Origin of the sequence: Streptomyces sp. NPDC088261 (assembly GCF_044740805.1) — a bacterium.
Classification (GTDB): domain Bacteria; phylum Actinomycetota; class Actinomycetes; order Streptomycetales; family Streptomycetaceae; genus Streptomyces.
On the sequence record NZ_JBIURL010000009.1, the window covers coordinates 248,560 to 268,964 of the forward strand.

Below are 20,405 nucleotides of genomic sequence, written 5' to 3' on the forward strand. Positions count from 1 at the left end.
GCGGCAGGCGTAGAGCGCGGGCGTGGCGGTGGCCGGGGCGGCGGGCGGAGCACCGGGCGCGCCGCCGGGCGCCGGGGCGGCGCTCACCACGCCACTCCCAGGGCGGCGGCGGCCAGGACCCCGGAGCGGCAGCCGTCCTCGTGGAATCCCCAGCCGTGGTACGCCCCGGCGAAGGCGGTGACCGGGCCGCTCAGCGCGGGCAGCCTGCCCTGCGCGGTCACCGACTCCGGGGTGTAGACGGGGTGTTCGTACACCATGCGGGCGATCACCCGTTCCTGGTCGACGCGGTCGGCGCCGTTCAGGGTGACGACGTACGTCTCGGGGGCGTCGAGGCGCTGGAGGCGGCTCATGTCGTAGCTGACCCGTACGGCTCCGGAGTCCGCGTCGCAGGACGGCATGAGGTAGTTCCAGGAGGCGCGGGCGCCCCGGGCACGTGGCAGCACACCGGTGTCGGTGTGGAGTTGGGTGGGGTTGCGGGAGTACCGGAACGCGCCGAGGACCCGGCGCTCGTCGTCGGTGGCGTCGGCCAGCAGCCGCAGCGCCTGGTCGGGATGGACGGCGACGACGACGGAGTCGTACCGCCGCACGTCCCCGTCCTCGGCGGTGATCTCGACCCCGTCCGCGAGGCGCCGCACGGCCCGTACCGGAGTGGTGGTGCGCGCGGCGGCGAGCTGCTTGGCCAGCCGGTCCACGTACACCCGCGAACCGCCGCTCACGGTCCGCCACTTGGGCGAGCCGCCGACCGACAGCAGGCCGTGGTGCGCGAGGAAGCGGAACAGGTAGCGGGCGGGGTAGCGCATCGCCGTCCGGGCGTCGCAGGACCAGACGCAGGAGACGAGCGGGGTCATGAAGTGCGAGACGAAATAGGGCGAGAAGCGCCCCTCGGCGAGGAACTCCCCCAGAGTGGGGGTGGCTTCGGCGCCGTCCGGCGTGTCCAGCAGCCTTCGGGCCCGCCGGTGGAAGGCCGGGACCTCGGTGAGCAGACGCAGATAGCGGGGGCTGAGGGCGTTGCGCGGCTGGGCGAACACCCCGGCGGGGCCGCGGGCGCCCGCGTATTCGAGCCCGCAGCCGTCGCACCGTACGGACATGCTCATCTCCGACTCCTGCGTGGTCACGCCCAGTTCGACGAAGAGCCGCAGGAGGTACGGGTAGGTCCGTTCGTTGTGCACGATGAAGCCGGAGTCGACGTGGTGCACGCGGCCGTCGGCGGAGGGGACGTCGTGGGTGTGGGCGTGGCCGCCGAGCCGGTCGTCCGCCTCGTACACCGTCACGTCGTGCGCGCGCCTCAGGACGTACGCGGCCGTCAGCCCCGCGATCCCGCCGCCGATCACCGCCGTACGCCGGCGCTGGTCACCGCTCATGTCGCTCCTTGCCTCGGGGGTCGTCCGGGGTGCTCGGGCACAGCCCCTCACTGAGCATTCGAGACAGGGGGCGCCGGGGATTGGTGAGGGACGGGATCTTTCTTGCCGCCTCCCCGACTTTTAATTCTTTGGAGTGACGGACCAATCCGCCTTGCTTCCCGTGCCGAATAGCCGCCGTGAGCAAAGATCGGAAAGTCCTCTTCGGCCGGGGTGGCCGCCCCGGCCGGCCGGCGCGCCTGCTGCGGTACGCGGCGGCCGCGTCGAGCGGGCTGGTCGCGGGACTCGCCGCGCTGTGTGTGGCGGAGCTGGTGTCGGTGGCGGTACGCCCCGAGGCGAGCCCGGTCACGGCGGTCGGCGGGGCCTTCATCGACCGCACCCCGCCGTGGCTCAAGGAGTTCGCGGTACGGAACTTCGGGACCGACGACAAGCTCGTGCTCCAGCTCGGCATCCTGGCCGTGCTGGGGCTCTTCGCCCTGGCGGCCGGGGTGTTCGCGGCGCGCCGCCGGGTGGCCGGTTCCGCGGTGGTGCTGGTGTTCGGCGTGGTCGGGGCCTGGGCGGCGGTGGAGCGTCCTGACGGGCATCTGCCGGACGCCTGGCCGTCGGCGGTGGGGGCGGTGGTGGCGGCGGGGGTCCTGTACCTGCTGGCCGGCACGCTGACCGCCCGTCCGGCGCCGACCGCGCCGGAGGCGCGCAGGGTACCGGCGGCACGGGGGAACGGCGAGCCGGCCGAGGGGTCCGGGCCCGACGGCGGGCCCGGACCCGGCAGGGCGGCCGGAACCACGACCGCGACGCCGGGACCTTCCGGCGGAGCCACGAGCACGGCACCCGGGCCCTCCGGCGGAACCACGAGCGCGGCACCTGAGCCCGCCATCGGAACCACGACCGCAACGCCCGAACCCGCCCCCGGATCCACGGCCGCCCCGCAGGGACCGTCCGCCGGATCCACGGCCGTCCTGGCCGAGCCCACCCCCGAGCCCGCCCCCGGCGCCTTCGACCGCCGCGGCTTCGTCATCGCCGCGAGCGCCGCCGTCGCCGCCTCGGCCGTCGCGGGTGGCGTCGGCCGCCACCTCAACACCACGGAGCTGGCGAAGGCCGCCGCCACCCGCGAGGACATCGTGCTCCCGCCGCCCGCGTCACCGGCCCGTCCGGTGCCGGCCGGCGCGGATCTCCGTATCCCTGGTCTGAGTCCGTTCACGACGCCCAACAAGGACTTCTACCGGGTGGACACCGCCCTCGTCGTCCCGCGCGTCGACGCCTCGGCCTGGCGTCTGCGGATCCACGGCACCGGCGTGACCCGCCCCCTGACCGTCGGCTTCGACGATCTGCTCCGCAGGGAGCTGATCGAGCGGGACATCACCCTGACCTGCGTGTCCAACGAGGTCGGCGGCCCGTACGTCGGCAACGCCCGCTGGATCGGCGTCCGGCTCGCGGACCTGCTGCGCGAGGCCGGTGTCCGGCCGCCGTCCGACGGCGGCCCCGCCGACCAGCTCGTGGCCCGCTCGGTGGACGGCATGACCATCGGCTCACCGGTCGAGACCGTCATGGACGGCCGCGACGCGATGCTCGCGCTGGGCATGAACGGCGAGCCGCTCCCCTTCGCCCACGGCTTCCCCGTCCGGATGCTGGTGCCGGGACTGTACGGCTATGTCTCGGCCTGCAAATGGATCCAGGACCTCGAACTCACCACGTTCGACGCCTACGACGCGTACTGGGTGAAGCGGACCTGGTCCCGCGAGGCCCCCATCAAGACCCAGTCGCGGATCGACACCCCGAGGCCGTTCGCCAGCCCCAAGGCGGGGCGGGTGCCGGTCGCCGGGGTGGCGTGGGCGCAGCACCGGGGCATAGCCCGCGTCGAGGTCCGGGTGGACGGCGGCCCCTGGCAGTCGGCCCGGCTGGCGGAGGAGAGCGGCCGGGACACCTGGCGGCAGTGGACGTGGGAGTGGCCGGCCACGGCTGGCAGCCACACCCTCGAGGTCCGCGCGACCGACCGGGACGGCTACACCCAGACGGACCGCCGCGCCGGGACCGTACCGAACGGCGCGACCGGCAGGCACTCGGTGGTGGTCGCGGTGACCTGACACGCCCCAGCACCCCAGCACCCCCTCAGACCTTTCTCCCCTGACTCCCCTCATCCCGTCCCAGAAAAATCAACAAGGAGACATTCCATGACCACCACCCGTATTCAGCGTGCCGCCCTCGCCGCCGTCGGCGTGTTTGTCCTGCCCCTCGCCCTGAGCGCCTGTTCGAGCGACGACAGCGCGGACAACGGCGACAACGGCAAGTCGAAGGACTCGGCCGCCGCCGCGCCCAAGGAGTCGCAGAGCGCGACGGACGACGCGGCGGGCATGACGGACAAGCCGTTCGGTCCCGGCTGCGCGTCGGTCCCCGCGACCGGCGCGGGCAGCTTCGACGGCATGTCGACGGCGCCGGTCGCGACCGCCGCGTCCAACAACCCCGACCTCTCCACCCTGGTCACCGCGGTGAAGAAGGCCGGTCTGGTCGACACGCTCAACAACGCCCAGAACATCACGGTGTTCGCGCCGACCAACGAGGCCTTCGCCAAGATCCCCAAGGCGGACCTGGACAAGGTCCTGGCCGACAAGGCCACGCTGACCAAGATCCTCACCTACCACGTCGTGGGCGAGAAGCTGGCGCCCGCGCAGCTGGAGAGCGGCACGTACCCGACGCTGGAGAAGTCGACCCTCGCGACGGCCGGTTCGGGCGAGTCGTACAAGGTCAACGACTCGGCGAGTGTGGTCTGCGGCAACGTGCCGACCTCCAACGCGACGGTCTACATCATCGACACGGTGCTGATGCCGAAGATGTGAGCGGTACGGGCCGGGCGGTCGGCGGCGGGCCCTCCCGTGAGGAGATGTGCCCCGGGCGGACACGGGCGTGTGACGCCGGTGAAACAGGCCCTCCCTAATTTCTGTCAATCGACAGGAATCAGCGACAGGGGCCGCCATGACCGCCACCGCATCCACGGACGTACAGCCTGACCCGGCCGGGACCGGCCGGCTCGACTCGGTCGGGCTGGCCGGTTTCGGCTATCGGCAGGAGCTCCGTCGCAGCATGGGGCGGTACGCCTCGTTCGCGGCCGGATTCTCGTTCATCTCGGTCCTCACCACCGTGTTCCAGTTCTTCGCGTTCGGCTTCTCGTTCGGCGGCGCGGCCTTCTTCTGGACCTGGCCGGTGGTGCTCGTGGGCCAGCTGCTGGTAGCGGCCTGTTTCGGCGAACTCGCCGCGCGCTACCCGCTGTCGGGGGCGGTCTACCAGTGGTCGACCCGGCTGAGCACTCCGGTGTTCGGCTGGTTCGCGGGCTGGATCATGGTGATCGGCCAGGTGGTCGTCGTGGCGGCCGCCGCGCTCGCGCTCCAGGTGGTACTGCCCGCGATCTGGTCCGGCTTCCAGCTGGTCGGCGGCGATCCGTCGCCGGCGTCGGCGAGCGGCGCGGCGAACGCGGCGCTGCTGGCGGTGGTGCTGCTCGTCCTGACGACGGCGGTGAATCTGCTGGACAACCGGGTCATGTCGGCCGTCAACCGCGTCGGGGTGACCGCCGAGATCATCGGGGCCGTACTGATCGTGGTGCTCCTGTTCACCCACGCGGACCGGGGTCCCGGCGTCACCCTGCACACCGGCGGGCAGGGCGGTGCGATCGGCGCGCTGCTGGTGGGGTCGTTCACGGCGGCATACGTCCTGATCGGCTTCGACAGCGCGGGCGAACTGAGCGAGGAGACGCGCGCACCGCGCCGTACCGCCCCGCGCACGATCCTGCTGGCGCTCGCCTCGGCGGGGGTCCTCGGCGGACTGCTGCTGCTCGGGGGGCTGTTGGCCGCGCCCAGCCTGACCGACGGCCGGCTCGGCACGGAGGGTCTCTCGTACGTCCTGACGAGCACGCTGGGCGACGGGGTCGGCCGGGCGTTGCTCGCCGACGTGGTGGTCGCGATCGCGGTGGCGACGCTCGCGATCCAGACGTCGGGCTCGCGGATGCTGTTCTCCATGGCCCGCGACGGCGTCCTGCCCGCCTCGGGCCCGCTGTCGAAGGTCTCGCCCCGCACGGGCATGCCGACGGGCCCGGCCCTGGTGGTGGGCGCGGCGGCGGCCGCGCTGTGCCTGCTCAACCTGGCGTCGCCGGACGCGTTCCTGGCCATCGGCACGACGTGCATCGCGATGCTCTACCTCGCGTACGTGATGGTCACGGGCCCGATGCTGCTGCGCCGCCTGCGCGGCACGTACACACCGGCCGCCCCCGGGCTCGACGAGACGGGCAAGCCCCTGTTTTCCCTGGGCCGTTGGGGCCTTCCGGTGAACATCCTCGCGGTGCTGTACGGCGCGGTGATGACGCTCAACCTGGCCTGGCCCCGGGGCCCGGTCTACGATCCGGCGGGCGGCCACTGGTACTTCCAGTGGTTCACGGTCCTGTTCCTGGCGGTCACGGTCGGCGCGGGAACGCTCTGGCTGACGGTACGCGCGCGGCGCGGCGCGACGCTGCCTACGCTGACCCGATGACACCACCGGACCATTCCGCCGGAACGGACCACCCCACCCGCACAGATCACCTCAGCCGAACGGACCGCGCGGCGGGGGCCGTTGTCGGTTCCGCCGTCGGCGACGCGCTCGGCGCCTCCTTCGAGTTCGGGCCCGCCGGGGTCTTCTCCGCGCGGTTCCCCGACGGGGTGGGCGCGATGTGCGGAGGCGGCGGGTGGGACCCGGGCGAGGCCACCGATGACACGCAGATGGCGGTGCTCATCGGCGAGTCGCTGCTGGAGCACGGCCGGCTCGAACCGGCCGACGTCTTCGACCGGTTCCGGCGCTGGGCGGCCGCCGACCCGAAGGACATCGGCCTCCAGACCGAGGACGTACTGACGTCCGGCGAACCATGGGACCGGGCCGCGTCCGTCCACTTCCGGCGAACCGGCCGGGCGGCGGGCAACGGTTCGCTGATGCGGGCCGCCACCTCCGCCGTCCACTTCGCCGGCGCCGGCCGGGAGGCCACGATGTCCGCCGCCCGGCGGATCGCCGCGCTCACCCACGGCGCCGGGGCGGCCTGGGAGGGCACGGCCGTCCTCCACGAGCTGGTACGGGTCGCGCTGGACGGCGGCGATCCGGTGGCCGCCGTACCGGCCACCCTCGCCCGGGTGACGGAGGAGCACCGCCCGCGCTGGGCCACCGTCCTGGCCCCCGACTGGCACCCCGGCCTGGCCACGGAGTTCAACGGAGCCGTCTGGCCCTGCCTCGGCTCGGCGCTCTGGGCGCTGCGCACCACGGATTCGTACGAGACGGCCGTGGCCGCCGCGATCGACCTGGGCGGAGACACGGACACGGTGGCGGCGGTGACCGGCATGCTGGCGGGCGCGCTCCACGGGCTGTCCGCGATCCCGCCCCGCTGGACCGGACCGCTGCACGTCCCCCTCCCCGGCTTCGGGGACCGGGTGCTGGACGCGGCGGATCTGGTGGCACTGGCGGAGGCACTGGTACGGGGCCCGGCGCGGGCCCTACCTCTGAGCCAAGGTCGGACCTGCCCCGGACCTGGGTCGGACCTGAGCCGGACCTGAGCCGGACCTGAGCCGGACCTGGGTCGGCTCCGAGCGGGGCCGGGCCGGAGCGGGCCCCCGGGGCCAGGCCCGAGCCGGGGCCGGGCGACGGGCCGAGCCGGGCCGAAGGCGGGTCCGTGGCCCGTGCCGAGCCGGGGGCAGGTGCCGGGGCAGGCCGGGGGCCGACGCCCGTGCCGGGGCCGGGGCGCGAACCGGGGGCCGGGGCGCGAGCCGGCCTCGACCGAGCGCCGCACGCCCCGCCGGAGCGCCCGCGCCCGCGCCCTCACGCTCCCGCCGCCGTCACCCCCACGATCCGCAGCGCCGCGTCCGCCGTCGCCGCCGCGAACGCCTCCACCGGGCGGTCGGGGTCCGAGCGGTGTACCAGGATCACGCCCTCGATCAGGCCGAACACCAGGTCCGTACGGACCGCCAACTCCCCCTTGTCCAGGAGGGATCCGGGACCGGTCGCGGCGAGCAGCTGACCGTAGGCGTCCTTGAGGTCGGCCCTCACCCGGTGGAAGCCGGCGAAGCGCTCCGCCCTCACCTCCGGCAGCAGGTACAGGCCGCCCAGGTTGTGCGGGCCGCCGCACAGCAGTTCCACGTCCGAGCGGCACAGGTCCCACAGCCTGGCCTCCGGCGACCGCCCCGCCTCGGCGAGCAGCCCGCGCGCGAGCGCCAGCGACGGCGTGACGGTCGACTCCAGCAGCTCGGCGAGAAGGTCCTCCTTGCCGTCGAAGTAGTGGTACATCGTCGCCTGCCGCAGGCCCGCGCGCTCGGCGACCGTCCGCGTCGTGGTCGCCGCGTATCCAAGCGTCGTGAACAGTTCGGCCGCCGCCCCGAGCAGTTCGTCCCGCACCGCGAGCCCGCTGTCCGGCCGCTGCGCGGCGCGCGGCCTTCCGACCCGTCGTCCCGTCGTGCCCATGGCACCGATCGTCGCACACGGGTGTTTCGGCGGATCTTGACCGGCGTGCGGTGAGCGTCCCGTAACTCCCGCGCAACGGACGGGCAATCGGCCCGAATCCCCCCGCCCCTCTAATTTCTGTCGGACGACAGAAACCGGAGGTCACGCCATGGCAAGAGCGGCGGCGAGAGCGAAAGCGACAGCCACGACGTACGGCGCCAGGGACCACGCCCGTGCCCAGGCCGGGACCAAAACCGACGCCATGCCGGTGGTGCCCGCCACCGACTGGCCCGCGCCCCCCTGCGAGGCGGGCCACCTGGTGTGGGCCGAGACCGTCGCCGGCGGCGGCTACACCCACCGGGCCGTGGCGCGCGGCACCGAGATCCGCCTCACGGACCTGCGCGGCGACGCCTGCGCGCACCTCCTGCTCCATGTGGACGGCCGCCCCTGGGAGCGGCTCAACACGGCGGACACCGTCAAGGTCCAGTGGAACGCCTACCTGGGCGCGGGCCGGCTGCTCCTCTCCGACCAGGGCCGCGTCCTCGCCTCGCTCGTCACCGACACGACCGGCGGCAGGCACGACGCCCTCTGCGGCACGTCGACCCTGCGGCGGAACACCGAGCGGTACGGGGGCGGCGCCCCGCACTCCGCCACCCCCGCCGGCCGCGAACTCCTCAAGCTGGCCGCCCTCAAGCACGGGCTCGGACCCCGCAACCTGCCGCCGTCGGTCTCCTTCTTCCAGGGCGTGCAGGTGCGGGAGGACGGCACGCTCGTCTTCACCGGTTCGTACGGCCCCGGCGGCTCCGTCACTCTGCGCGCCGAGCAGGACCTGACCGTCCTGATCGCGAACGTGCCGCACCCGCTCGACCCGCGCCCCGCCTACACGAGCACCCCGCTGGAGGTGCTGGCCTGGGCCGCCGGACCGACGCCGCCGGGCGACCCGCTCCGGGAGGCGACCCCGGAAGGGCGTCGCGCGTTCCTCAACACCGACGAAGCACTGGCCTCCAGGGGGATCCGATGAACCGGACGCCCATACCCACCACCACGCAGCGCTCCGCCGTCGTCCCCGCCCGCGCCGCCTGGTCCGCCGTCGTCCGCCGGGGCGAACACCTCACCCTCACCGACCTCGGCGGCAACCAGGCCGTCGACTTCCTGGTGTACGACGCCCACGACACCGCCGTCCGCTACAGCGCCCCCGACACCCTCCACGCGCAGGGCTCCATCTTCCTGACCACCGGCAGTGTGCTGCTGTCCGACGAGCACACCCCGCTGATGACGGTCACCGAGGACACCTGCGGCCGCCACGACACCCTCGGCGGCGCCTGCTCGAAGGAGTCCAACACCCTGCGCTACGGCCACCACACCTGGTCGCAGCACGCCTGCGTGGACAACTTCCTCTCCGAGGGGGCCCGTTACGGCCTCGGCAAGCGCGACCTGGTCTCCAACATCAACTGGTACATGAACGTGCCGGTGGAGAAGGACGGCACGCTCGGCATCGTGGGCGGCCTGTCCGCGCCCGGCCTGCGCGTCACCCTCCGCGCCGAGACCGACGTCCTGGTCCTCGTCTCCAACTGCCCGCAGATCAACAACCCCTGCAACGGCTTCGACCCGACGCCGGTGGAGATGACGATCACGGCGGCCGCCTCATGACCACCGCGCCCACCGCCGCCTTCGACACCCTCCTCGTCGCCAACCGGGGTGAGATCGCCGTCCGGATCATCCGCACCGCCCGCTGCCTCGGCCTCCGTACCGTCGCGGTCTTCTCCGACCCCGACCGCCCCGCCCCCCACGTCCGGCTCGCGGACCACGCCGTACGGATCGGTCCCGCCGCGCCCAAGGAGTCCTATCTCGACGGGGAGTTGATCCTGCGGGCCGCGAAGGACACCGGAGCGGGCGCCATCCACCCCGGCTACGGGTTCCTCTCCGAGGACGCCGGATTCGCCCGGCGCTGCGAGGACGCCGGGATCGTCTTCGTCGGACCGACCCCGGACCAGCTGGAGTTGTTCGGCGCCAAGCACACGGCACGCGCCGCCGCCCGGGCGGCCGGGGTGCCGCTCGCCCCCGGCACGGACCTGCTGCCCGACCTCGCGACGGCACTGGCCGCCGCCGAGTCGATCGGCTACCCCGTGATGCTCAAGGCCACCGGCGGGGGCGGCGGGATCGGGATGCGCGCGGTCCACGACCCGGCGGGACTCGCGGAGGCCTGGGAGGGGGTACGGCGGGTGGCGTCGGCCTCCTTCTCCTCCGCCGGACTCTTCCTGGAACGGCTGGTCGAGAACGCCCGCCACGTCGAGGTACAGGTCTTCGGCGACGGCCTGGGCCAGGTCGTCAGCCTCGGCGACCGGGACTGCTCCCTCCAGCGCCGCAACCAGAAAGTCCTCGAAGAGGCCCCCGCACCGGACCTCCCGCCCGCCGTCCGCGAACAACTCGCCGCACGGGCACGGGACTTGTGCGCGTCCGTCGGCTACCGGTCGGCGGGAACGGTGGAGTTCGTCTACGACGCCGCCCGCGCCGAGGCGTACTTCCTGGAGGTCAACACCCGCCTCCAGGTCGAACACCCCGTGACCGAGGCCGTCCACGGCATCGACCTCGTCGCGTGGATGCTGCGCCTCGCGCAGGGCGAGACGTCGGTCGTACGGGAACCGGACCCGACGCAGGGCCACGCCGTCGAGGCCCGCCTCTACGCGGAGGACCCCTCCCGCGACCACCGCCCCGGCGCCGGACTGCTCACCCGGGTCTCCTTCCCGCCGGACGTCCGCGTCGACTCCTGGATCGAGACGGGGACGGAGGTGACCACGGCGTACGACCCGCTGCTCGCCAAGATCGTCGCGCACGGCGCCGACCGCGCCGAGGCGCTGGCCGCCCTGGACAGGGCCCTGGCCGCGACCCGGATCGACGGCATCGAGACCAACCTGGGGCTGGTACGGGCAGCCCTGGCCGACCCGTCCGTGCGCGCCGCCACCCACTCCACGGCCACCCTCGCCACGATCAGCGACCCGACCCCGCGCATCGAGGTGACCTCCGGCGGGACCCTGACCACCGTGCAGGACTGGCCGGGCCGCACCGGCCACTGGCAGGTCGGCGTGCCCCCCTCGGGGCCGATGGACAGCCTGTCGTTCCGGCTGGGCAACCGCGCCCTCGGCAACGAGGAGGGCGCCCCGGGCCTGGAGTGCACCCTCCAGGGCCCGGCCCTGCGCTTCACCCACACCACCACCGTCTGTGTGACGGGCGCGCCCGCCCCCGTCACCGTCGACGGCGAACCCGCCCCGATGTGGGAGCCGTTCACGGTCCCCGCCGGCGGCTCACTGGCCGTCGGCGCGCCCGCCGAACGGGGTTTGCGTACGTACGTCCTCGTCGCGGGCGGCGGCCTGGACGTCCCCGCCTTCCTCGGCAGCGCCGCCACCTTCACCCTCGGCGGTCTCGGCGGCCACGGCGGGCGGGCCCTGCGCACGGGCGACGTCCTGCACCCCGCACGCACCACCGAATCCAAGGGCCCCGGCGCCCCCGTCCCCCGTACCGAACGGCCCGACATCCCCACCGGCTGGCGCATCGGCGTGGTCGAAGGCCCGCACGCGGCCCCGGAGTTCTTCACCGAGGACGACATGGGGACGTTCTACGACGCCGAGTGGAAGGTCCACTTCAACTCCGCCCGCACCGGCGTCCGGTTGGTCGGCCCCACACCCCGCTGGTCCCGAACCGACGGCGGGGAGGCGGGACTTCACCCCTCCAACATCCACGACACCCCCTACTCCGTCGGAGCCGTCGACTACACCGGGGACATGCCGGTGCTCCTCGGCCCCGACGGGCCCTCCCTCGGCGGCTTCGTCTGCCCGGCGACCGTGGTGGTGGGCCAGCGCTGGAAGCTCGGCCAGCTGCGCCCCGGCGACACGGTCCGCTTCGTCCCCGTGACGGCCCGCGCGGCGGCGGCCCTGCGCCGCGCGCCCGCGACACCCCCCGTCGCCGACCGGCTCGGCGTGGTCGACGGCGGCATCCTCGGGCGCGGGGAACGCCGCGCCCGGCCGGACAGCCCCGACGCCCCTCCGGTCACGTACCGCCGCAGCGGCGACGACAACGTCCTGGTCGAATACGGCGAGATGCGACTCGACCTCGCCCTGCGGATGCGCGTGCACGCGCTGGCGGAGGCGGTACGGGCGGAGGCGCTGCCCGGCATCACGGACCTCACGCCCGGCATCCGCTCGCTCCAGATCCAGCTGGACCCGGACGTCCTCCCCCAGAAGACCCTCCTCCCCGTCCTCACCCGGATCGAGGCCGGACTCCCGCCCACGGACGCCCTGGTCGTCCCGTCGCGCACCGTCCACCTCCCGCTGTCCTGGGACGACCCGGCGACCCGCGAGGCCATCGAGCGCTACATGACGGGGGTGCGGGACGACGCGCCCTGGTGCCCGTGGAACATCGAGTTCATCCGCCGGATCAACGGCCTCGACTCGCCCGACGACGTGTACCGCACGGTCTTCGGCGCCGAATACCTCGTCCTGGGCCTGGGGGACGTCTACCTGGGCGCCCCCGTCGCCACCCCCCTGGACCCACGCCACCGCCTGGTCACCACCAAGTACAACCCGGCGCGCACCTGGACGGCCGAGAACTCGGTCGGCATCGGCGGCGCCTACCTCTGCGTGTACGGCATGGAGGGTCCCGGCGGCTACCAGTTCGTGGGCCGCACGACCCAGGTGTGGTCGGGCCGACAGCAGCGCGGCGCGTTCGAGGAGGGCAAGCCGTGGCTGCTGCGCTTCTTCGACCGGATCACGTGGTACCCGGTCGGGGCGGACGAACTGCTGGCGCTGCGCGCGGACATGGCGGCCGGCCGGTTCGTCCCCCGCATCGAGGAGGGCACGTTCGCCCTCGCCGGCCACGAACGCTTCCTGGCGGAGAACGCCGATTCGATCGCGGCCTTCCGGGCGCGCCAGGCGACCGCGTTCCGCGCGGAGCGCGACGCGTGGGAGGCGTCGGGCGAGTTCGCCCGCGCGGAGTCGGCGGCCGCGCCGCCGCTCCCCCGTACCGACATCGCACTGCCCCCGGGATCCCGCCTGCTGGAGGCCGAATTCGCCGCGTCGGTCTGGCAGGTGAACGTCTCGGTGGGCGACCGGGTGAGCGCGGGCCAGCCGCTGCTGGCGCTGGAGGCGATGAAGATGGAGTCACGGGTCGACGCGCCGGCGGACGGGGTGGTCACCCACCTCCTCACCGCTCCCGGCGCCCAGGTGGAGGCGGGCACGCCCCTCCTGGTGCTGTCGCCGCCCCGCCCCGACCCGAGGAGTTCGTAGATGACACTCGCCTCAGCCCCCGCAGCCCCCTCCGCGCTCGACCGGGTCCGCGCCGCCTACGCCCGGATCGCGCACGTCGACCGCCCCGAGATCTGGATCTCGCTGCGCCCGCAGCCCGACGTCGAGGCCGAGGCCCGCGTCCTCGACGCCCGGCGCGGCACCGGCGCCCCGCTTCCCCTGGCGGGCCGGCTCCTCGCCGTCAAGGGCAACATCGACGTCGCCGGCCTCCCCACCACCGCGGGCTGCCCCTCCTACGCCTACCTCCCCGACCACGACGCCCCGGTCGTGGCCCGCCTCAAGGACGCGGGCGCCCTCGTCCTCGGCACCACCAACCTGGACCAGTTCGCCACCGGCCTGGTCGGCACCCGTTCGCCGTACGGCGCGGTCCGCAACGCCCGCGATCCCCTGCGCGTCTCCGGCGGGTCCAGCTCGGGGTCGGCCGTCGCCGTCGCCCTCGGCCTGGTGGATCTCGCACTCGGCACGGACACGGCGGGATCCGGCCGCGTCCCCGCCGCCTTCAACGGCATCGTCGGCCTCAAGCCCACCCGGGGCCTGGTCTCCACCGAAGGGGTGGTCCCGGCCTGCGCGAGCCTGGACTGCGTCGGCGTGTTCGCCCGTACGCTCCCCGAGGCGCGCCTCGCCCTCGCCCTGATGTCCGAGCCGGACGGCGGCCGCGCCACCCCGCCCCGTACCCCGGGACCCTGGCGGGTCGCCGTACCGCCGCTCGCACGGCTCGGCGAGCTGGACGACGGCTGGGCGCAGGCGTACGAAGCGGCCGCGGCCCGGCTCGCCGCCGCCGGAGCCCGGTTGACGCCCGTCGACCTGACGGCGTTCACCGAGGCCGCCGCGATGCTCTACGAAGGGGCGTTCGTCGCCGAGCGGTACACCGCGGTCGGCGCCTTTGTCGACCAGGACTCCCCCGACCTCGACCCGACCGTCGCCGCGATCGTCCGCCGGGCTCGTGACATCCCCGCGCACCGGCTGTACGCGGACCAGGCCGCCCTCGCCGCGCTGCGGGCCACCGCGCTGACCGCCCTCGGCGACGCCGACGCGCTCCTGCTGCCCACCACCCCCGGCCATCCCACGCTCGCCGAGGTGGCGGCCGACCCGCTGGGCGCCAACGCCCGCCTCGGCCGGTTCACCAACTCCACCAACCTCTTCGACCTGGCGGCCGTGGCGGTCCCGGGCGGCGAGGTGGACGGGCGCCCGTTCGGCGTGATGCTCGTGGGCCCGGCGGGCACGGACGAGAACCTGGCCACCGTCGCGGCCCTGCTCACCCCGCCCGCCCAGGTCGCGGTGGTGGGCGCCCACCTGACGGGCCAGCCGCTGAACCCCCAACTCCTTGCGCTGGGCGCCCGCTTGATCCGTACCACCACGACGGCCCCGGTCTACCGCCTGCACGCCCTGCGCACCGACCCGCCCAAACCGGGCCTGGTCCACACCGGCTCCCGGGACGGCCACGCGATCGAGGTCGAGATCTGGCAGCTGCCGACCGAAGGTCTCGGCGCCCTGACGGCAGCGCTGCCCCGGCCGATGACCCTGGGCCGCGTCGAACTGTCCGACACCACCAGCGTCCCCGGCTTCCTCTGCGAACCCTCCGCACTCGAAGACAGCGACGACATCACCCGGTACGGCGGCTGGCGCGCCCACCTCACCCGCTGACGCTCGAAAAGCCGTCCCCCGGACCGAGAAGGACCCGGCCCGGGAGACGGCTGGAGCCGCTGACGGCCCCTCACCCCACCGAGCTGTACGCCACCACCCCGCGCAGCACCGCGTCCACCGCCTTGCGCGCGTTCTTCGCGACCGTGCTGTTCTCCCGGGGCGCCGCAGCCGCGACCTGCCCCAGCACGTCGATGACCTGCTTGCACCAGCGGACGAAGTCACCCGCCGGCATCTCCGCGTCCCGCAGCACCTCGTCCAGGCCCCTGCCCGAGGCCCAGCGGTGGACCGCCCAGGCGAAGCCGAGGTCGGGCTCGCGCTGTCCGACCCCCTCCGCCTGGTTGATCTTGAAGTCCTCCTCCAGGGCGTCGAGACGGCCCCAGATGCGGACCATCTCGCCGAGCGCCACCTTCGCGTTCCCCGCCGGGACCTTGGGCGGCCCCGCGTCGTCCGCCTGCCGCGACTCGTACACCAGCGCCGAGACACACGCCGCCAGCTCGGCCGGGCCCAGCCCCTCCCAGACGCCCTCCCGCAGGCATTCGCTCGCGAGGAGGTCCAGCTCGCCGTAGAGCCGGGCCAGCCGCTTGCCGTGCTGGGTGACCTCGTCGCCGCGCAGATAGTCCAGCTCCGTGAGGAGCGCCACAATCCGGTCGAACGTACGGGCGATGGTGTTCGTCCGCCCCTCGATCCGGTTCTCCAGCTGGCGCGTGTCCCGCTGGAGCCGGTGGTACCGCTCGGCCCAGCGCGCGTGGTCCTCCCGCTCGTCGCAGCCGTGGCACGGGTGGGCGCGCAGCTCCGTGCGGAGCCGGGCGATCTCCCGGTCGTCCGCCGCGGCGGCCCGCTCCCTGCGGTGCCGCTCGGGCACGATGTGACCGGCCTTCGAGCGCAGGGCGGACGCGAGGTCGCGCCGGGACTGCGGGGCGCGCGCGTTGAACGACTTCGGGATCCGCATCCGCTCCAGCACCTCCACGGGCACCGGGAAGTCCATCGACGCCAGCCGCTTGACCTGCCGCTCGGCGGTGAGGACCAGCGGGCGGGGCCCGTCCTGGTACTCCATCCCCCGGTGGCCGTTGGCCCGCCCGGCCGGCACGCCGGGGTCGAGGACCAGCGCGAGGCCGGCGAACTTCCCCGTCGGTACGTGGATGACGTCGCCGGGCTTCAGCCGCTCCAGCGACGACGCGGCGGCGGCCCTGCGCTGGGCCGCGCCCTGCTTGGCCAGGTCCGTCTCGCGGTCCTTGAGGTCGCGGCGCAGCCGCGCGTACTCCTCGAAGTCCCCGAGGTGGCAGGTCATGCCCGCCTTGTAGCCGTCCAGGCCCTCCTCGTTCTTCTGCACCTGCCGGGAGATCCCGACGACCGACCTGTCGGCCTGGAACTGCGCGAAGGACGTCTCCAGCAGCTCGCGCGAGCGGTGCCGCCCGAACTGCTGGGTGAGGTTGACCGCCATGTTGTACGAGGGGCGGAAGCTGGAGCGCAGGGGGTACGTCCTGGTCCCGGCCAGGCCGGCCAGCGCGCCCGGGTCCATGCCGCGCTGCCAGAGCACCACGGCGTGCCCCTCGACGTCGATGCCCCGGCGCCCGGCGCGGCCGGTCAGCTGGGTGTACTCGCCGGGGGTGATGTCCGCGTGCTGCTCGCCGTTCCACTTGACGAGCTTCTCCAGGACCACGGACCGGGCGGGCATGTTGATGCCCAGGGCCAGGGTCTCGGTGGCGAAGACCGCCTTGACCAGGCCCTTGACGAACAGCTCCTCCACGACCTCCTTGAAGGTCGGCAGCATGCCCGCGTGGTGCGCGGCGATGCCCCGCTCCAGGCCCTCCAGCCATTCGTAGTACCCGAGGACGTGCAGGTCCTCGCCCGGGATCGAGGCCGTGCGCTCCTCGACGATCTCGCGGACCTGCCGGCGCTGCTCGTCGTTGTTGAGCCGCAGCCCGGCGAACATGCACTGCTGTACGGCGGCCTCGCACGCGGCACGGCTGAAGATGAACGTGATCGCGGGCAGCAGGCCCTCGGCCGCCAGCCGCTCGATGACCTCGGGCCGCGAGGGCGTCCAGATCCGGCTGCGCTGTCTGCGCTCGCGCTCCCGGTCCGCCTCGCGGACCATCTTGCCGCGGCGGCGGTCGCGCGGGTTGTACGTGCGCTGGTTCTCCATCCGGGCCAGCCGGACGAGGTCGGGGTTGGTCTCCCGCTTGCCCACGCCCCGGCCGCCGTGGTCGCTCTCCTCCTCGAACAGGTCGTACATCCGCCGGCCGGCCATCACGTGCTGCCACAGCGGCACGGGGCGGTGCTCGGAGACGATCACCTGGGTGTCGCCGCGCACGGTGTCCAGCCAGTCGCCGAACTCCTCCGCGTTCGACACCGTCGCCGACAGCGAGACCAGCGTGACCGACTCGGGGAGGTGGATGATCACCTCTTCCCAGACGGCGCCCCGGAAGCGGTCGGAGAGGTAGTGCACCTCGTCCATCACCACATAGCCGAGGCCGAGGAGCGCCTGCGAGCCCGCGTACAGCATGTTCCGCAGGACTTCGGTGGTCATGACGACCACCGGCGCGTCCGAATTGACGCTGTTGTCCCCGGTCAGCAGGCCCACCTTGCCGGCGCCGTAGCGCTTGCACAGGTCGGCGTACTTCTGGTTGGACAGCGCCTTGATCGGCGTCGTGTAGAAACACTTCCGGCCCTCGGCCAGGGCCAGGTGCACGGCGAACTCGCCGACGATGGTCTTGCCCGACCCGGTGGGCGCCGCGACGAGCACGCCCTTTCCGGCTTCCAGTGCCTCGCACGCCTCGATCTGGAACGGGTCCAGCCCGAAGTCGTACATCTCACGGAAGGGGGCGAGCGCCGTGGCCTGCTCGGCGGCGCGGATCCGGGAAGCGGCGTACCGCTCGGCTGGGGAGAGGTCCTCTGTCATCTTGCTGTCGAGCCTACCCGTCACCTCTGACAGTCAGCCCGATCTTTATCCGTCCTTGGACAGCGCCTCCGGCGTGCTCTCCGCGCGCAGGACCCGTACCGCGCCCGGGACGCAGACCGCGGTGAGCGGCAGCGGGCCGAGCGGTTCCCCGTCCGCGTAGCCGGTGAGCCCGGGCGCGGCCAGCGTCACCCGGGCGGCGCGGTGGACAGTGACGGCGGGGTGGCCGAGGTGGGTGCCCCGGTAGACCCGCGGGAAGACGGTGAGCAGGGTCGTACGGGAACAGCTTCCGACGACCGTCACGTCGAAGAGCCCGTCGTCGGTGCGCGCGCCGGCGCAGATACGCATGCCGCCGCCGTACGAGGAGCCGTTGCCGACGGCGACGAGCGTGGCCTCGATCTCCCGCTCGGCGCCGTCGTCCAGGGTGAGGCGGTACGGCACGGGCCGGAAGGCGGCCAGTTCGGCGAGCATCGCGAGGTCGTACCTGGCGCGGCCGCGCGGCCACCGCATCCGGTTGCCCCGGTCGCTGACCCGGGAGTCGAAGCCGGTGGCCAGGACCGTACCGAACCAGGTCCCGCCGGCCTGTCCCTCGTCACCGGCGGACCGGGCCACCTTCCCCAGGTCCACGGGGGACCCGCCGTCCCGCTTGAGCGCGTCGGCGGCGAGGCGGGCCGCGGCGGCCGGGTCGCGGAGGGGCAGTCCGAGGGTCCTGGCGAAGTCGTTGCCGGTGCCGACGGCGATCACGCCGAGCGGGGTGGCCGTACCGGCGACGGCCCGGAGGGCGAGGGAGACCATCCCGTCGCCGCCGACGGCGACGAGCGCGCCGGTCCCGGCGGCGACGGCGTCCCGCGCGCGCCGCAGCGCGTCGGCGGCGTCCGTGCCGGTGACGGTGGTCACGGAGAGGCCGGCGCCCCGGAACGCCGAAGCGGCCGGCCGCGCGGCGTGCGCGCCCCGGCCGCGCCCTGCGGTGGGATTGACGAGGAGGGTGATCTCCCCGGTCACGGCCGCCCCCACGGCCGGGACCGCCGGTGGCGCCCGTGGAGAGGGACGGCCGGTCTCACGTCACGTCGTCGTATCCGTTGACCCGGTGGTTCCGGCCGCCGTCGGACTGCTCGGGCAGCATCGGCACGGATCCGACGGGCTCGATCCCGCCGACCGGCTCGGGGGTCAGATCGAGGTCGGACGCCTCGTCGTCGTCCAGACCGGCGTCCGGGTTGTTGCGCCGCCTGCGCCGGTCGTTGAGCAGGCAGATGCCCAGCGCGATGAAGTACAGCAGCACGATCGGCGCCGCCAGCGTCAGCATCGTGAGCGGATCGCCGGTGGGGGTCGCGAACGCGGCGAAGAGGGTGATCCCCACGATCATGATCCGCCACCAGGAGGCGAGCCGCTTCGCGGTCAGCACCCCGGTGAAGTTGAGCAGGACGAGCAGCAGCGGCAGCTCGAAGGCGAGCCCGAAGACGATCACCATCCGCACGACGAGATCGAGGTACTCGTCCACGGGCAGCAGGTTGCGCGCGTCGTCCGGAGTGAACTCCAGCAGGATCTGCGCGGTCTGGGGAAGGATCTTGTACGCGAGGACGGCACCGGCCAGGAAGAGGGGCACCCCGGCTCCGACGAAGGAGAGGGCGTACCGCTTCTCGTGGCGGTGCAGACCGGGCGCCAGGAAGGCCCAGAGCTGGTAGAGCCAGACCGGGGTGGAGAGCACCACACCCGCTACGAGCGAGACCTTCAGCGCGATGGAGAAGGGCGCGATCAGACCGTTCACGGTCATGTCCGCGCACGGCCTGCCGTTCACCTGCCTGCGCGCGCCGTCGACACAGCCGACCGAGTCGAGGATCGGCTTCAGCATGAAGTCGATCAGGTCCTTGTAGTAGAACGCGGCGACGACGGTGATGACCATGATCGCCAACACCGCCTTCAGCAGGCGGTTTCGCAGCTCACGCAGGTGCTCCTTGAGGGGCATGCGCCCCTCGGCGTCCTTCTCCTGCTTGCGGGCAGACTTGAGCAACCCACGTTCCTCGTCTCGTAACAGCAGCCGTCGGTGGAGAGGTTCAGCCCTGGGTGGTGCGGTTCGGCTCGGTGACCGGACGGGAGCTGGTGACATCACCGGGAGCGGCTTGGATCGTCCGTGCGACGGGCTGCTGCTGGGCGGTCGGGTCGACCACCGTGTCGGCCACGGGCGGCACCGGCACGTCGTCGTCCTTCTTCATCGCCTTCGCCTCGCTCTTGAGGATGCGGGCGGACTTGCCGAGCGAACGCGCCATGTCGGGAAGCTTCTTGGCACCGAACAGCAACAGGATGACAACGATGATCAGAACGATCTCGAGCGGCTTCAGATTGCCGATCATGTGCGACTTCCTTCTCACTGAGGCGGCTGGGTGGGTGCTGCCCGTACCACCGGACCGAGGTCACGTCATGGTGCTGTCAGCGATCGTAACCCGAGTGGGTAAACGCGGGGCAATGCCTGCGCATACTCCCCGTGGGGGCCCATGCCTCGTCGGGGCCACGGTCAGAGCGTACCGTCCGGTCCTGTGAATCAGGAGGGGGTGGTCGCCACCACCTGCCTCAGCGCAACGCGTCACCGGTGGCCGCGAGGCGGGTCGCCGCGCGTTCCAGATCCTCCGCCGCGCGGTTGATCCGGTCCGTCGTGGTGGCGACCTGACGGCCCAGGCGCTGGACTTCGAGGAAGACACGGACCGCCAGGACACCGAGCACGGCGATCCCGCAGAAACCGAGGGCGATGGCGAGCATGGGCCAGAACATGCCCAGAGC

Annotated in this window: 15 protein-coding genes; 8 read left to right on the plus strand and 7 right to left on the minus strand. The window is 73.3% G+C overall.

The window, feature by feature from the left end:
* Positions 1 to 83: 83 nt before the first annotated feature.
* The gene (locus ACIODU_RS19820) at positions 84 to 1,361 is read right to left on the minus strand and encodes an NAD(P)/FAD-dependent oxidoreductase (protein ID WP_401769085.1); all 1,278 of its coding nucleotides are present in this window, start codon (positions 1,359 to 1,361) and stop codon (positions 84 to 86) included.
* 176 nt (positions 1,362 to 1,537) lie between these two features.
* Between ACIODU_RS19820 and ACIODU_RS19825 the strand changes: the two genes are divergently transcribed.
* The 4 genes from ACIODU_RS19825 (at position 1,538) to ACIODU_RS19840 (ending at position 6,916) form a co-directional block, all read left to right on the plus strand.
* The gene (locus ACIODU_RS19825) at positions 1,538 to 3,439 is read left to right on the plus strand and encodes a molybdopterin-dependent oxidoreductase (protein ID WP_401769087.1); all 1,902 of its coding nucleotides are present in this window, start codon (positions 1,538 to 1,540) and stop codon (positions 3,437 to 3,439) included.
* Positions 3,440 to 3,526: 87 nt separating this feature from the next.
* Complete coding sequence (locus ACIODU_RS19830; RefSeq protein WP_356424962.1) at positions 3,527 to 4,189, plus strand: fasciclin domain-containing protein; 663 nt, start codon at positions 3,527 to 3,529, stop codon at positions 4,187 to 4,189.
* A gap of 136 nt (positions 4,190 to 4,325) precedes the next feature.
* Positions 4,326 to 5,870, plus strand: coding sequence for an amino acid permease (locus ACIODU_RS19835; protein ID WP_401769089.1), 1,545 nt, complete (start codon positions 4,326 to 4,328; stop codon positions 5,868 to 5,870).
* Complete coding sequence (locus tag ACIODU_RS19840) at positions 5,867 to 6,916, plus strand: ADP-ribosylglycohydrolase family protein (protein WP_401769091.1); 1,050 nt, start codon at positions 5,867 to 5,869, stop codon at positions 6,914 to 6,916. The genes ACIODU_RS19835 and ACIODU_RS19840 overlap by 4 nt, the downstream gene beginning before the upstream one ends.
* Positions 6,917 to 7,178: 262 nt before the next feature.
* Here the strand turns inward: ACIODU_RS19840 and ACIODU_RS19845 are convergent, their stop codons facing one another.
* Positions 7,179 to 7,817: a TetR/AcrR family transcriptional regulator gene (locus ACIODU_RS19845; protein ID WP_401769093.1), complete on the minus strand. Its 639-nt coding sequence runs from the start codon at positions 7,815 to 7,817 to the stop codon at positions 7,179 to 7,181.
* 148 nt (positions 7,818 to 7,965) lie between these two features.
* Here ACIODU_RS19845 and ACIODU_RS19850 point away from each other — a divergent pair, with 148 nt between their 5' ends.
* Genes ACIODU_RS19850 through atzF form a run of 4 tightly spaced genes read left to right on the plus strand, consistent with a single transcriptional unit; the run spans position 7,966 to position 14,737 of the window.
* Complete coding sequence (locus ACIODU_RS19850) at positions 7,966 to 8,817, plus strand: urea amidolyase associated protein UAAP1 (protein ID WP_401769094.1); 852 nt, start codon at positions 7,966 to 7,968, stop codon at positions 8,815 to 8,817.
* Entirely contained in the window at positions 8,814 to 9,446 is a 633-nt protein-coding gene (locus ACIODU_RS19855; RefSeq protein ID WP_401769096.1) for an urea amidolyase associated protein UAAP2, read from the plus strand. Before ACIODU_RS19850 ends, ACIODU_RS19855 begins: the two co-directional genes overlap by 4 nt.
* The gene (uca, locus tag ACIODU_RS19860) at positions 9,443 to 13,075 is read left to right on the plus strand and encodes an urea carboxylase (protein WP_401769098.1); all 3,633 of its coding nucleotides are present in this window, start codon (positions 9,443 to 9,445) and stop codon (positions 13,073 to 13,075) included. Before ACIODU_RS19855 ends, uca begins: the two co-directional genes overlap by 4 nt.
* A complete protein-coding gene (gene atzF / locus ACIODU_RS19865; RefSeq protein WP_401769100.1) occupies positions 13,076 to 14,737 on the plus strand; it encodes an allophanate hydrolase in 1,662 nt (553 codons plus the stop codon).
* Positions 14,738 to 14,807: 70 nt separating this feature from the next.
* On the opposite strand, the gene ACIODU_RS19870 is transcribed toward atzF, so the two are convergent.
* From ACIODU_RS19870 to ACIODU_RS19890, 5 genes are all read right to left on the minus strand, one after another.
* Positions 14,808 to 17,636 (minus strand): DEAD/DEAH box helicase, encoded by a 2,829-nt coding sequence (locus tag ACIODU_RS19870; protein WP_401769102.1) that lies wholly within the window; start codon positions 17,634 to 17,636, stop codon positions 14,808 to 14,810.
* Between the two features lie 45 nt (positions 17,637 to 17,681).
* Positions 17,682 to 18,635, minus strand: coding sequence for a diacylglycerol kinase (locus ACIODU_RS19875; RefSeq protein WP_401769104.1), 954 nt, complete (start codon positions 18,633 to 18,635; stop codon positions 17,682 to 17,684).
* A gap of 55 nt (positions 18,636 to 18,690) precedes the next feature.
* Positions 18,691 to 19,641 carry a twin-arginine translocase subunit TatC gene (gene tatC / locus ACIODU_RS19880; protein ID WP_356424990.1) on the minus strand — a complete coding sequence of 317 codons (951 nt, stop codon included), beginning with the start codon at positions 19,639 to 19,641 and terminating at the stop codon, positions 18,691 to 18,693.
* 43 nt (positions 19,642 to 19,684) lie between these two features.
* Entirely contained in the window at positions 19,685 to 19,981 is a 297-nt protein-coding gene (gene tatA, locus ACIODU_RS19885; protein ID WP_327237408.1) for a Sec-independent protein translocase subunit TatA, read from the minus strand.
* Positions 19,982 to 20,198: 217 nt separating this feature from the next.
* Entirely contained in the window at positions 20,199 to 20,396 is a 198-nt protein-coding gene (locus ACIODU_RS19890; protein WP_356424993.1) for a hypothetical protein, read from the minus strand.
* Positions 20,397 to 20,405: the final 9 nt, after the last annotated feature.

Excerpts from the sequence above, each read along its gene's own strand:
- ACIODU_RS19820 (WP_401769085.1), bottom strand. The coding sequence starts at position 1,361 with ATGAGCGGTGACCAGCGCCGGCGTACGGCGGTGATCGGCGGCGGGATC.
- ACIODU_RS19830 (WP_356424962.1), top strand. The coding sequence starts at position 3,527 with ATGACCACCACCCGTATTCAGCGTGCCGCCCTCGCCGCCGTCGGCGTG.
- ACIODU_RS19835 (WP_401769089.1), top strand. The coding sequence starts at position 4,326 with ATGACCGCCACCGCATCCACGGACGTACAGCCTGACCCGGCCGGGACC.
- ACIODU_RS19840 (WP_401769091.1), top strand. The coding sequence starts at position 5,867 with ATGACACCACCGGACCATTCCGCCGGAACGGACCACCCCACCCGCACA.
- ACIODU_RS19845 (WP_401769093.1), bottom strand. The coding sequence starts at position 7,817 with ATGGGCACGACGGGACGACGGGTCGGAAGGCCGCGCGCCGCGCAGCGG.
- ACIODU_RS19850 (WP_401769094.1), top strand. The coding sequence starts at position 7,966 with ATGGCAAGAGCGGCGGCGAGAGCGAAAGCGACAGCCACGACGTACGGC.
- ACIODU_RS19855 (WP_401769096.1), top strand. The coding sequence starts at position 8,814 with ATGAACCGGACGCCCATACCCACCACCACGCAGCGCTCCGCCGTCGTC.
- uca (WP_401769098.1), top strand. The coding sequence starts at position 9,443 with ATGACCACCGCGCCCACCGCCGCCTTCGACACCCTCCTCGTCGCCAAC.
- atzF (WP_401769100.1), top strand. The coding sequence starts at position 13,076 with ATGACACTCGCCTCAGCCCCCGCAGCCCCCTCCGCGCTCGACCGGGTC.
- ACIODU_RS19870 (WP_401769102.1), bottom strand. The coding sequence starts at position 17,636 with ATGACAGAGGACCTCTCCCCAGCCGAGCGGTACGCCGCTTCCCGGATC.
- tatA (WP_327237408.1), bottom strand. The coding sequence starts at position 19,981 with ATGATCGGCAATCTGAAGCCGCTCGAGATCGTTCTGATCATCGTTGTC.
- ACIODU_RS19890 (WP_356424993.1), bottom strand. The coding sequence starts at position 20,396 with ATGTTCTGGCCCATGCTCGCCATCGCCCTCGGTTTCTGCGGGATCGCC.